This window comes from Yersinia sp. Marseille-Q3913, from assembly GCF_963892745.1.
Classification (GTDB): domain Bacteria; phylum Pseudomonadota; class Gammaproteobacteria; order Enterobacterales; family Enterobacteriaceae; genus Yersinia; species Yersinia bercovieri.
The window spans coordinates 281,682-295,096 of record NZ_CAWQAF010000011.1 but is presented as its reverse complement, the minus strand read 5'-3'; the positions used below and the strand labels follow the sequence as shown (position 1 = coordinate 295,096).

The following is a 13,415-nucleotide window of genomic DNA, read 5'->3' as shown; positions in this document are numbered from 1 at the left end:
CTGATGCAAACCCTGAATCGTCGTGACTTTCCCGGCCGTAGCCATCCAGACAAAATTATTCAATTCGGCGAAGGTAACTTTCTGCGCGCTTTTGTCGACTGGCAGATTGATTTACTGAATGAACATACCGACCTCAATGCCGGGATCGTGGTGATCCGCCCGATCGATACTGATTTTCCGCCATCACTCAGTACACAGGATGGCCTATACACGGCGGTGATCCGTGGGTTGAACGAGAAGGGTGAAGCGGTGCGTGAATCCCGCCTGATCCGTTCAGTTAACCGCGAAATCAATATTTACCGCCAATTCGATGAGTATCTGGCGCTGGCCCGCGATGCCAATATCCGCTTTATGTTCTCTAACACCACAGAAGCAGGGATTGCCTGGAACGAAGCGGATCAATTCAGCGATGCGCCCCCTAGCTCTTTCCCGGCTAAATTGACCCGCCTGCTGTTCGAACGTTTTGAGCATTTTGCTGGTGCCGCAGATAAAGGTTGGGTGCTGCTGCCTTGCGAACTGATTGATTACAATGGCGAAGCCCTGCGCGAGTTAGTACTGCGCTATGCCAGCCACTGGCAACTGCCTGCTGAATTCACCCAGTGGTTGACTGAAAACAACACCTTCTGCTCAACATTGGTTGACCGTATCGTCACCGGCTATCCGCGTGATGAAGTAGCGGCGCTGCAAACTGAGCTGGGTTATCAGGACAGCTTCCTCGACACCGCAGAGTACTTCTATCTGTTTGTTATTCAAGGGCCAAAAGAGTTGGAGCAAGAGTTGCGCCTGGATCAATTGGATCTGAATGTGCGCATCGTCGATGACATCAAACCCTACAAAGAGCGCAAAGTGGCTATCCTGAATGGCGCCCACACCGCGCTGGTTCCCGTGGCTTATCTATCTGGGTTGGACACTGTCGGTCAGACCATGGATGACGCGCAGATCAGCAGCTTTGTAGAGAAAACCATTACCGAAGAGATTGTGCCGGTACTGGACTTACCGGAAGAGGAGCTGTTGTCATTCTCGCAGGCGGTATTGAGCCGTTTCCGCAACCCGTTCATTCAACATCAATTGCTGTCTATTGCCTTGAATGGCATGACAAAATTCCGCACCCGCATCTTGCCGCAGTTGCTGACTTATCAGCAGCAGAACGGCACCTTACCGCCACGCCTGACTTTTGCTCTGGCTGCACTAATTGCCTTTTATCGTGGTGAACGAGAAGGTCAAACTTACCCATTACAGGATGATGCCCACTGGCTGGAGCGTTTTTCCACCCTGTGGAGTGGCGTAAAACACAACGACATTACGCTGGCTGAATTGGTTAACAGCGTGTTGTCCGATGCATCCCATTGGGAGCAGGATTTGACCGCGGTGCCGCAACTGGCCGATCAGGTGACAGAACAACTGCAATCCATCATTGATCGCGGTATGAGAGCTGCGGTAGCGGCATACAGCTAAAGGTTTAACTATGCAAAGTATTATAAAAATTCACCCGTTGGATAATGTTGCTGTCGCACTGCAAGACCTGGCCGCTGATGAAGTGATTGAATGCGGGGAGTTTAGCGTTAAGCTAGCTCAACCAGTGGGACGTGGGCATAAATTTGCCTTAACAGCCATCGAACCTGGGCAGATGATCGTTAAGTATGGTTTGCCTATCGGCCATGCATTAACCCTGATCCAGCCAGGCGAACATATTCATTCGCAAAATGCTAAAACCAATCTGAGCGATTTGGATGAGTATCAGTATCAGCCGGAGTTCAGTGAGCTGCCGCCGCAAATGGCAGATCGTGAGGTGCAGATCTATCGCCGCGCCAATGGCAACGTGGGGATCCGCAATGAACTGTGGATCATCCCAACCGTGGGTTGTGTGAATGGGATCGCGCGCCAGATCCAGCAGCGTTTCCTGAAAGAGACGCAAGACGCTGAAGGTATTGATGGCGTCTATCTGTTCAGTCACCCATTCGGCTGTTCACAGCTGGGGCAGGATCACGAAAACACCCGCACCATGCTGCAAAATATGGTGCGTCACCCGAATGCCGGCGCGGTACTGGTGATTGGTTTGGGCTGTGAAAACAATCAGGTGGACGTTTTCCAGACCACGCTAGGTAAGGTTGATGAAGAGCGCGTGCACTTTATGGTGTGCCAGCAGCAGGATGATGAAGTCGAAGCGGGCCTCGAGCATCTGCGCGCCTTGTATCAAGCGATGCGCGATGACAAACGCGTTCCGGGTAAACTGAGCGAGTTGAAATTTGGGCTGGAGTGTGGCGGTTCTGATGGTTTATCCGGCATTACGGCCAACCCATTGCTGGGGCGTTTCTCCGATTATGTGATTGCTAACGGCGGCACATCGGTGCTGACTGAAGTTCCGGAAATGTTCGGAGCGGAGCGCATTTTGATGAGCCGCTGCCGTGATGAAGCTACGTTTGAAAAGACCGTCAGCATGGTCAACGACTTCAAACAGTACTTTATTGCGCACAACCAACCGATTTATGAAAACCCATCACCGGGCAATAAAGCGGGAGGTATCACAACGCTGGAAGAGAAATCCCTTGGCTGCACCCAGAAAGCGGGGCAGAGCAAAGTGGTGGATGTGCTGAAGTATGGTGAGCGCTTACAACGCCCTGGCCTGAATTTGCTCAGTGCACCGGGCAATGACGCGGTGGCAACCAGCGCATTAGCCGGGGCCGGTTGCCATATGGTGCTGTTCAGTACCGGTCGTGGCACACCTTACGGCGGTTTTGTTCCGACAGTCAAACTGGCAACCAATAGCGAACTGGCCGCCAAGAAACCCCATTGGATCGATTTTGATGCGGGTAAGCTGATTCATGGCACCTCAATGGACAGTTTACTGACTGAATTTGTTGATCTGATAGTCGACATTGCGAACGGCAAACCTGCCCGCAATGAAGTAAACGATTTCCGTGAATTGGCTATCTTTAAAAGTGGCGTAACCTTGTAAATATCGTGTTTTTTGATTAATATGAAACGGCGTTTTATTTTTATTAATAAGACGCCGTACTCCAGGTACGAAGGGGATTGATTATTAATTTGTAAGACACAGTGCGACCAATCGCACGCCAGGACTCTCCCACCATGACCTTCTATTGGTTTGCCCAAGCCGTTGGTGTACTGGCATTTTTTGTCGGTATCACCATGTTCTTCAACCGCGATGAGCGGCGTTTCAAACTTCAACTCTCTGCCTACAGTGCCATTATTAGCTGCCATTTCTTTCTGATGGGGGCCAGTGCCGCCGGCAGCAGTGCTATGCTTAATGCATTGCGCAATCTGGTGGCCGCCAAAACCCGCAGTAATATTGCGATGATCGTGTTTATCATCCTGACGTTGGCGTTTGGTCTTTGGCGTATGCAGCACGCGATAGAGATATTACCGATTTTTGGCACTGTGATCAGTACCTGGGCCATGTTCCGCACCCGTGGACTGACAACCCGCTGCGTGATGTGGATATCCACCGTCTGCTGGCTTATCCATAATGTTTGGTTGGGGTCTATTGGTGGGTCATTGATTGAAGGCAGTTTTTTGCTATTAAACGGGTTTAATATTATCCGTTTCCGTCGGCTGCAATTAACAGGGATAGATCCTTTTAAGGTGGAGAAAAAAGCGACGAAAGAGGAAGCGACCCAATAAAAACGGGGGCCATATAGCCCCCGAGAATCATTATTGCGAATAAAATCAGACGATTTTACGGCTCGCCAGCGGATCTGGATCCGCCAGTCTTGCATCGTCAGCCTGACAGGCCGCGGCAGTAAACAACACGTCGGTTGAGGAGTTCAGCGCGGTTTCCGCTGAGTCCTGCAATACGCCGATGATGAAACCAACCGCCACCACTTGCATCGCCACTTCGTTCGGAATACCAAACATGCCACATGCCAGCGGGATCAGCAACAGTGAGCCACCGGCCACACCGGATGCACCACAGGCGCAGATTGCCGCGACCACACTTAACAGCAGCGCGGTTGGCAGATCGACGGGGATACCCAGAGTATGAACTGCCGCCAGTGTCAGCACGGTGATGGTAATCGCCGCACCTGCCATGTTGATGGTGGCACCCAACGGAATGGAGACCGAATAGGTGTCTTCATTCAGGTTCATCTTCTTGCACATCTCCATGTTTACTGGAATGTTAGCGGCTGAACTGCGGGTAAAGAAAGCGGTAACGCCACTTTCGCGCAGGCAGGCAAACACCAATGGATAGGGATTGCGGCGGATTTTCCAGTAAACAATCAGTGGGTTAACCACTAAGGCCACCAGCAACATACAGCCAATCAAGACCACCAACAGCTGTGCATAACCCAGCAACACGCCAAAACCGGTTTCTGCCATGGTTGAGGAAACCAGACCGAAAATACCCAGTGGTGCGAAGCGGATAACTACACGTACCACTTTGGTTACAGCATCAGACATATCATTAATCAATGCTTTGGTAGTATCGGCTGCGTGACGTAAGGCAATACCCAGGCCCACAGCCCAGGCCAAAATACCGATATAGTTGGCATTCAACAGTGCATGGATTGGGTTTGCGATCACACTGCTTAGCAAACCTTTCAGCACTTCGACAATCCCACTTGGCGGGGTAATTTCGGCGGTGCTGGTCGCCAAAATAAGTGTTGATGGGAACAGGAAGCTAACCACCACGGCAATCAGCGCCGCTGAAAAAGTGCCCAACAAATATAAAAACAGAATAGGGCGGATACTGGTTTTCTGCCCCTGCTTATGATTGGCAATCGAGGCCATCACCAGCATTAACACCAAAACCGGTGCCACTGCTTTTAATGCACCAACGAACAGTGTACCGAGCAGGCCGACAGCCGTTGCTGCTGGGGTAGAGACTAATGCTAAGATAATACCGGCAATCAAACCGACCAGTATCTGTTTAACTAAGCTGCCGCGGATAATAAATCCGATGAATCCAGAAGATGTTTTTTCCATAGTTTTCCAGTGATGCCTCTTCCCAAGTTGAACTTGTTTTATTTTTAGTCGATCAACGCCTAAGCCGGAACGTGGCCGAGCGGTTATTCCCACACCTGTAACTTAGTATTATTTGTAACTGGGTGTGTTTGCTTTGACAGTATAAGGGAATCTATTGAGCAGGAAAGAGGCAATCAGCAAAATCCAATAGAGATCAAATTTGCATAACATTTTGTTTACATTTATGTGATCACGATAACATTTGGCTGAGGGCGGGAAGAGTGAAATAAATGCGGGGTCATACTCACCCCGCGTAATATATTGTATCGCTAAGACAACTATTTATGGGCAGCTTTATCTGCTGCAGAACGGCGGTCTGCGCGATGATTCACCCAAACGTTAATCAACAATGTCAGTGCCAAAATACCGGCCACCACACCTAATGAAATGCCGATAGGGATATGGAACAGATCGATAATCATCATTTTGACACCGATAAACACCAAAATGACCGATAGGCCATACTTCAACATTGAGAAGCGCTCTGCCACATTTGCTAGCAAGAAATACATGGCGCGTAAGCCTAAAATAGCAAACAGGTTAGAGGTCAAAACAATAAAGGGATCGGTTGTAACGGCGAAGATGGCCGGAATACTGTCGACGGCGAAAATCACATCACTCAACTCAACCAGAATCAATACCAGCACCAGTGGCGTGGCATAGAGCAGGCCGTTTTTACGCACAGTAAAGCGGTCGCCGTGTAACTCGTCAGTCATGCGCAGATGGTTACGGATCCAACGAACCAGCGGCTTTTCGCCGATCGGCGTATCGTCTTCTTTCGCCATTGCCATTTTGATACCGGTAAACAGCAGGAAAGCCCCGAACAGATACAGGATCCAGCTAAATTGCGACACCAGCCAACTTCCGGCAAAGATCATGATGGTACGCAGCACAATCGCACCCAGTACACCGTAAATCAGAACACGGCGCTGCAAATTGGCAGGGACAGCGAAATAGCTAAATAGCATCAGCCAGACGAAGACGTTATCGACCGCCAGTGCTTTTTCAATCAGATAGCCGGTCAGGAAGGCGAGCGCTTGTTTGTCGGCAACTTCGCGACCGACGGTTTCGGCCAGATACCACCAGAAACCGGCGTTAAATAGCAAAGACAAGCTAACCCAGATTAATGACCAGCAAGCGGCCTGGCGCAGTGTCATGGTTTGTGAGCCACGACGGCCCTGCAACAGTAAGTCGATGGCGAGCATGATAGTCACCACAACAGCAAAACTACCCCACAGTAAGGGAGTACCCACGGTATTCATCATTAAGGAACCTCATAAAAACAAAAACGGCCAACGTCGGAAGACGCCAGCCGCTATGTCTGAGCTGCAAGCAAACCTCGCCTTCCGGCAAGGTCTCACTTACAACTCTACTAATGCAAAAGCCCTAAACAGGCGCTGGTACATTAATGAGGTTGCCCGGTAACCGGGTGCTTTCGCACCGTAATGACGGCAAACCGGCAATGAAGTTACTCCCCTTTGCCGCGCAAAAATAATAGAAAATGGCCTGCGGGTCAATCATTGAAACAAAAAATCAACTTATCGCTGGCGGCTGGGTATCTGCCGGGAAGATAACGCCGGTTTGACGGCGAATTTCCGTCTGAATACGCGATGTCAGCAGTGATAGCTGCAACCCATCGTGTTCCACCTGCTTATTTTCAACCAGATTGGCAAAAACCTCAGCTTCATACAGCATAGTATTAATATGCTGCGGTTGCGTCAGGTCCTGTGAATGGCTGCCGCGTGGCGTAAAAGCCACTGATTGGCATTCAGAGATGCTTTCGATAACCAACGAGCCATCTTCACCCTGAATTTCACTAGGAATATCTGATTGGCTGACTTTCGAATGGATGATAGCCACATCAAAATCACCATAATTCAGACAAATGGTGCCGTGAGCATCCACCCCGCTGGGCAGCAGGCTTGCACTTGCGAGCACCGATTTTGGCTCACCCCATAATGCCAGTGCACTGGCCAGACAGTAGTAGCCAATATCCATGATCGAGCCGTTAGAAAACGCCGGATTAAACGTGTTGGGATTTTCACCATTCAGATAGCGTTGATAGCGGGAGGAGTACTGACAGAAATTAATAAAAGCTTTACGCAGTTTCCCCACTCGCGGCAGTGACTGTTTTAACTGAATAAAATTAGGTAGATAGGCTGTTTTAAAGGCTTCAAACAGAACCACTTGATGCCAGCGGGCGCAGGCGACCAGTGATTCGACCTCTGCCAGATTCGAGGCCAATGATTTTTCGCAAATAACGTGTTTTTTATGGCTGAGGAACAGTTTAGCCTGAGGGTAATGCAAGGAGTTCGGGCTGGCGATATACACAGCATCAATTTGATCACTTGCCGCCAGCGCTTCCAGATCATCAAAGCATTCAGTAACGTTATAATCAGCACCAAACTTTTCAGCTTGATCCCGTTTACGAGAGTAAACCGCGACCAGTTTTATCTTGCCACTTTCGTGGGCAGCATCAACAAAGCGCGCGGTGATCCAATTGGTGCCAATAACGGCTAAGCGAATCATAGTGAACTCCATTCCTACAGAAGAAAAACACGTTGAACGGCCAGATTATCATGACCCTGGAGCCCCCGATGGGTTTTCTTGATTTACATGCAAATACTAGTAAATCGTACCAAAAAGATCCAAATGTGTCAGATAGAGGCGAGTATCAAACTCAAGCTGATGATATTGCGACTCCATATGGCAGCACAAACTGTAGAATGCTTTGTTGTGATCTTTCTCTTTTAAATGAGCCAGTTCGTGCACCACTATCATTTTGAGAAAAGCTTCAGGGGCGTTTTTAAACACAGTGGCGACTCGAATCTCAGCTTTGGCCTTTAATTTCCCCCCCTGAACTCTGGAAATCGCAGTGTGCAGGCCAAGTGCATGTTTCATTACCTGAATTTTACTGTCGTAGGCAACTTTACTTAGTGGCTGAGCATTGCGCAGATACTGGTTTTTTAAATCAACCGTATATTGGTACAGCATTTTATCTGTATTGTAATCATGAGGTTGTGGATATCGTTGGCGCAATACACTCCCCAACCGCTGGTCAGTGATAAGTTGGCGTACCTGGGATTGTAACTGCTCGGGATAACCTTGCAGATAGCTTAGTTCCTGCATATGCATTTGCTCTGTCTAATTTGATGAATCTATTGATAGTGGTGATAGCCTGATAATAACGTTTTCCTATTGTTTAGACAAAAAATGACCAATGCCAGCATCACATCATGCTTTGCCAGCATTGGTTGTTTTGAGTTAAAACAGGCAGTTAAAAGTGGTAATTCCCCCCAATGATGGCTTGCGTCTCGGCGTATTTATGCTGGCCGAATTGTTGGCCTACATTCGCCCACAGCTGTAGATTGTTGCTGATTTTACTTTCAATACCCAGTTTCAGTTCAGCAATATGACGATAACCTTGTGGTGTAACATGGGTGTGGCTTAGCCAGACACCTTCACTCGCGCGGTTATGTTTCCAATTAGCTTCAAAGGAGGGGCTGACTTGCAGCTTTTTAGCAGACGAAGTATCAACATCGAATTCCAGTGCTGTGCGTACACCTAATTTGGTCGCGATGGAGCTATTCTCCTTGATGGTTATTTGTGTTCCAGTGCTTTCCCGATGTTCCAGCCCACTGGCACGCTGCGAAGATACTTTCATATTTGGTTGTATAGAGAATCTGACCTTCTCTTTTTCGATTAGTTGAATGGTGTAACCTGATTCCAATGTATTGGTTAATAAATAGGATCTATAATTCGTGGTCGCTTTATCGCCTGGTACTTTAATTTGGTTTTTGAAAAAACTGTATTGTGTGAGCAAACCAACATAAGGCCCGAGCTTAGTTTTGTTGTTGGCATACCAGATATTATATAAGCCAAGGTTATAGCCCTCTACCGAACCTTGGGACAAAACATTAGAAGAAGCAGAATAGCTGCTGCTTGTGGCCCGACCTAAACCGGCAGTGATACCCAGAAGCCCCTGATCGTTTCCGCCACTGCTCCATTTGCTCAGTGGCCCGCCAAGTTGGATAGTGTAGCGAGAACTTTTTGTATGCAGCTGTTTGTGGCCCGAATGAAAACGGTTTGTGGCGCTAGAGCTACTCAACCACATATTGGTCGTTTTTTTCTTACTGCTTATTGGGTCAACGTAGAGAACTTCCCTTTGGCGATATTGTAAGTCATCAATGGTAAACATCTGTTGAGCGGCTATCTGGTTCGCGATATAGCTACCGATCTGTGGGTTATCTCCAATCATGGGGGCTGGTTTAGGTGCAGGTTTAACTACAGGTTTTGCTACAGGTTTAGCTTTGGCTGTGATTTTGGGGGCGGGCAGCTTAGGTTTAGTTGCTTGCGGTACATTGCCTTTTTTTGCAGGAACTTTAGTAGGCAAAGGTTTCTTAGTTTTTGTAGTCTCTTCCTGCTCCTTCTGGATTTGCTCTTCCCACTTCGGGTGCATATTATTCAGTTGTTCTCGCTGCTGGCGGATCTGCTTTTGCTGATACTCTAATTTTTCCTTTTGGCTCTGATTTGAATGCTGGCTCCCCTGATTAACTTCATTCTCCAGGTGGGCATAGTGTCGCGCCATCTTGCGCATCTGAGCCAATCGGTCACTCTCTTTTTTTCCAATATCAACACTCGCCCATGCTGCGTTATTGCTCAGTATGAGTAACAGAATACTAATGGTTTTGGCGCAAGGCGCTAAGCGATGGGGAATATGATATTTAAATGAATTTGAGGGGAGTGTAGAAGGATCCGACTGCATAGAATTTAATAAGGACATTATTTATTTACCTTCCTGGTAATTGATACTTCAGTTGCTGGCTATAGACATTATCGATAATAAAAATAACACGTTAATTAGAATGATGACTTTGCTTATAATATTTAAAGATAAATGCTTAGGTTTTAGTTTTTAATATTGATGGTAACTTATTACTTAATTGAGTAAATGAATTAGTGATAATAGTAAATTGATTAATAATACGAGTTTATATTCGAGAAACTATTCTATGTTTAGCTGGTAAAAATTGAATGTATTGATAATGATTTGACATTAAAATAATAATTAATAAGATATGTTCTCCATGTCAAAGACAGGTTTAACTAAGCTATCTGTTTGGCTGCTTTGCTTAGGATGATCTCAGTGTTTTTTTGTTTTGCTGGCCTTAGTGTCGATAAAATGCCATTTAAGTAAAAAAACATTTTACTGATCGCCCGTTTTAGGGGATAAACAGCCCAAATTTATTATTCAGGAGCGGTGATGAGCCAACTCTTACTGGGAACGCAGAGTCTTGAACTCGAGCGTTTTCCGCCACAAGAAAATTCCAATACCCTACAGGCGTGGGAAGCAGCAGATGAATATCTGCTACAAAACATTGACTTAAGCGAAATCGATGGCCGCCCGGTGCTGGTGTTTAACGATCAATTTGGTATGCTGGCCTGCGCCTTACATGCGCATCGACCATTCAGTGTCAGTGACTCTTATATGAGCCAATTGGCCACGGCGCATAATTTGCGCTTAAACCATCTGGACGAAGAAGCCGTCACATTGCTGAGCAGCATCGATGCTTTGCCCGAAGCCCCTAAGCTGGTGGTGATTAAGATCCCTAAAGCCCTGGCGCTGCTGGAGCAGCAATTGCGTGCTTTGCGCCAGGTGGTTGCGCCGGATACGGTGATTATTGCCGGTGCAAAATCTCGCGACGTGCATAACTCGACCCTGCAACTGTTTGAAACCATCCTTGGGCCGACTAAAACGACGTTGGCCTGGAAGAAAGCGCGGTTGATCCACTGTGAGGTGGCTGATCTGCCGCTGACAGAAGCCCCAGAAACCACGGATTGGCCGCTGGCGAATACCGAGTATGTTATCCATAATCACGCGAACGTTTTCTCGCGCAATAATCTGGATATCGGCGCGCGCTTCTTTATGGAGATCTTGCCGTATGATGTGAGCGGTAAAATCGCGGATCTCGGCTGTGGCAATGGGGTGGTTGGCTTGATTGCACTGGAGCAAAACCCGCTGGCAGAGATGCTGTTTGTGGATGAGTCCTATATGGCGGTGGCGTCCAGTGAGCTGAATATCACCTATAACCGACCGCAAGACTTGCCGCGCTGTGAATTTATGGTGAGCCATGGTCTGGCAGGGGTTGAGCGTGAGAGTCTGCAATTGGTGCTGTGCAATCCCCCTTTCCATCAGCAGCACGCAGTCAGTGACCATGTTGCCTGGCAGATGTTTTGTGATGCTAAGCGCTGCCTGAAAGTGGGCGGTGAGCTGATGATTGTCGGGAATCGCCATCTGGACTATTTCCACAAACTGAAGCGCTTGTTTGGTAACTGCGAAACGCTGGACTCCAATCAGAAATTTATGGTGCTGAAAGCAGTGAAAACAGCCTCATCCCGCTCAGAGGGCGGTGGTTCCGGGAGTTTGGATATGTCGTATAGCGATTTCTAAATACCCTGCATACCCTGCGTCCTTGAAGCCGCAGGGGTGTTAGCGGCGCGCACTTACCCGAATCACTTACTGATGTAAGCTCATCGGGATTCGTTTGCTTGCTGCCTACCTGCGACTCCAATGACTTTGGGTATTTTCCTTTTGCTTGAAGCCGCAGGGGTGTTAGCGGCGCGGCCGAATCACTGATTTGAATCAGCGATTCGGGATTCGTTTTACTGACAGCTAGAAGTGGTATTTTATCCCAGCCAATGCATTGGTATTTTTATCGTTATACCGGCCTATTTGGTGATCTAGGGTCGCCCAAATATGCAGCTGCTGCCCAATATTACTCTCTACGCCAATTTTGAATTCTGTGCTGTTGGTGCTTTTACTCTCAACACGTTGCCCTGAAATAATTGTACCGGTATTTTGATTTTGGCGCAGCCAGTTAACGGCAATAAAAGGCGTGAATTGGCTATCCTGGCTATTTATGGTTTGCAGATAAGTTTTGGCACCAATACGTGTGACCATGTGACCTTTATTATCATCACTGATTAACTCGTTGTAGGCTGTTTTATGGGTCTGTGCTCGGATCCCCTGCAGAGTAATTTGTGCATTGGGCTGAATGAAATAACCCAATTGATTTGCCTCACCCATTTTAAAGGTATAACCACTCTCAATTGAGGTAGTGAAACCTGATGACTTATATTTGTCTTCTGCTTGTTCCTGCCCATTCACGGTATTGTTAAACCAGCTATATTGAGCCAGGGTATCAATATAGAAGCCAGTATTATCTTTTTGCTCAGGTAACCAGGTTGCATATACACCAAGGTTATAGCCGCTGACGGCACCATTGGAGTAATACCCGGTTACTTTGGATTGGCTGTGGTTTGTCGCTTTACCCAATCCAGCTAGCACACCAATGCGTCCACTCCCCTCTTGAATAACATCCATCCCGAGCTGGACTGAGTAATATTTCCCTTTGATATCTAATTGTTCGACAGCGTGACCAAAATTATTTCGCCCCCCTTGGGTCCGCATCCACATACTGGAGGTGCGCCATTGTCCACTCGCATCTTTATATTGATAGCTGCCCGAGCGATCGTCTAAACGGGTATTGAACAAGTTTCTTGCCATGACAATATTGGCAATATAGCTGCCATTTTCAGGAGCATAAACTTGTGGTTGGCTTGCTGGTGCTGGTGCTGGTGCTGGTGCCGCTGATGCTGGAACTGCTGATGCTGGAGCTGGTGGCGCCACTGATGCTGGAGCTGCTGATTGCTGGAACTGCTGGTGTCGCTGGTGCTGATGCCGGAACTGCTGGTGCTGCTGGTGGTGCCGCTGATGCTGGAGCTGATGGTGCTGGTGGCGCCACTGATGCTGGAGCTGCTGATGCTGGAACTGCTGGTGTCGCTGGTGCTGATGCCGGAACTGCTGGTGCTGCTGGTGCCGCTGATGCTGGAGCTGATGGTGTCGCTGGTGCTGATGCCGGAACTGCTGGTGCTGGAGCTGATGGTGCTGGAACTGATGGTGCGGCGGCATCAGCTAAACTACTGTGCAGATACCAATTTTTGTGAAGCTTGTCTTCGCCTCGGCCTAATTTATATTCAAAAGCACCCGCTTTAATACGGCCTAATTGAATAAATTCACCATCAGACTCACCGTACACTTGAATCAACATGATACCTAAATTAGTTTTATCTCCAGTACCTCCAATATTATTGACTTTAACTTTAGTTTCGCCAGATGTATTCCCCATAACAATCATGCGGTCAGTTGGTGAGTCGTCATTTCCTAACTGAGTATTAAATTCTAAGAGACTTTGGCGATCAGCATCATAGTTTTCACCAACGGTTAATATGTTTCCTAGCTTATTATTATGGCTAAGGTTAATACTACTAAGTGATGATAATTTTAAATTATAAATAGTAGAGTTTCCGACCATATCCCACTGGCTATTATTAAGAATAGAAACATCAGTGTTCTGCACGGTTGTTCGTAG

9 protein-coding genes and 1 pseudogene are annotated in these 13,415 nt (G+C 47.7%); 4 read left to right on the top strand and 6 right to left on the bottom strand.

The window, feature by feature from the left end; all coding sequences use genetic code 11:
* Positions 1 to 3 precede the first annotated feature (3 nt).
* The 3 genes from AACW11_RS06360 to AACW11_RS06350 all read left to right on the top strand — a co-directional run bounded on the left by AACW11_RS06360 (position 4) and on the right by AACW11_RS06350 (position 3,642).
* Positions 4 to 1,455 (top strand): tagaturonate reductase, encoded by a 1,452-nt coding sequence (locus AACW11_RS06360; RefSeq protein WP_212584109.1) that lies wholly within the window; start codon positions 4 to 6, stop codon positions 1,453 to 1,455.
* Positions 1,456 to 1,465: 10 nt separating this feature from the next.
* Positions 1,466 to 2,956 carry a UxaA family hydrolase gene (locus AACW11_RS06355; protein WP_212584108.1) on the top strand — a complete coding sequence of 497 codons (1,491 nt, stop codon included), beginning with the start codon at positions 1,466 to 1,468 and terminating at the stop codon, positions 2,954 to 2,956.
* Positions 2,957 to 3,090: 134 nt separating this feature from the next.
* Positions 3,091 to 3,642, top strand: coding sequence for a YgjV family protein (locus AACW11_RS06350; RefSeq protein WP_212584107.1), 552 nt, complete (start codon positions 3,091 to 3,093; stop codon positions 3,640 to 3,642).
* A 45-nt stretch (positions 3,643 to 3,687) separates the two neighbouring features.
* Here AACW11_RS06350 and sstT read toward each other — a convergent pair whose 3' ends face one another.
* The 5 genes from sstT to AACW11_RS06325 all read right to left on the bottom strand — a co-directional run bounded on the left by sstT (position 3,688) and on the right by AACW11_RS06325 (position 9,766).
* Positions 3,688 to 4,944 carry a serine/threonine transporter SstT gene (gene sstT / locus AACW11_RS06345; RefSeq protein ID WP_212584106.1) on the bottom strand — a complete coding sequence of 419 codons (1,257 nt, stop codon included), beginning with the start codon at positions 4,942 to 4,944 and terminating at the stop codon, positions 3,688 to 3,690.
* 317 nt (positions 4,945 to 5,261) lie between these two features.
* Entirely contained in the window at positions 5,262 to 6,248 is a 987-nt protein-coding gene (locus tag AACW11_RS06340; protein WP_283047752.1) for a TerC family protein, read from the bottom strand.
* Between the two features lie 268 nt (positions 6,249 to 6,516).
* Positions 6,517 to 7,512, bottom strand: a complete 996-nt coding sequence (locus AACW11_RS06335) for a Gfo/Idh/MocA family protein (RefSeq protein WP_212584105.1) — start codon at positions 7,510 to 7,512, stop codon at positions 6,517 to 6,519.
* A 96-nt stretch (positions 7,513 to 7,608) separates the two neighbouring features.
* On the bottom strand, positions 7,609 to 8,112 hold the full coding sequence (locus AACW11_RS06330; RefSeq protein WP_212584104.1) for a M48 metallopeptidase family protein: 504 nt from the start codon (positions 8,110 to 8,112) through the stop codon (positions 7,609 to 7,611).
* A 148-nt stretch (positions 8,113 to 8,260) separates the two neighbouring features.
* Positions 8,261 to 9,766 (bottom strand): autotransporter outer membrane beta-barrel domain-containing protein, encoded by a 1,506-nt coding sequence (locus AACW11_RS06325; RefSeq protein WP_249192687.1) that lies wholly within the window; start codon positions 9,764 to 9,766, stop codon positions 8,261 to 8,263.
* A gap of 480 nt (positions 9,767 to 10,246) precedes the next feature.
* Between AACW11_RS06325 and rlmG the strand changes: the two genes are divergently transcribed.
* On the top strand, positions 10,247 to 11,434 hold the full coding sequence (rlmG, locus tag AACW11_RS06320) for a 23S rRNA (guanine(1835)-N(2))-methyltransferase RlmG (RefSeq protein ID WP_212584103.1): 1,188 nt from the start codon (positions 10,247 to 10,249) through the stop codon (positions 11,432 to 11,434).
* A gap of 222 nt (positions 11,435 to 11,656) precedes the next feature.
* Here the strand turns inward: rlmG and AACW11_RS20815 are convergent.
* A pseudogene (locus AACW11_RS20815) lies at positions 11,657 to 13,358 on the bottom strand (autotransporter outer membrane beta-barrel domain-containing protein).
* Positions 13,359 to 13,415: the final 57 nt, after the last annotated feature.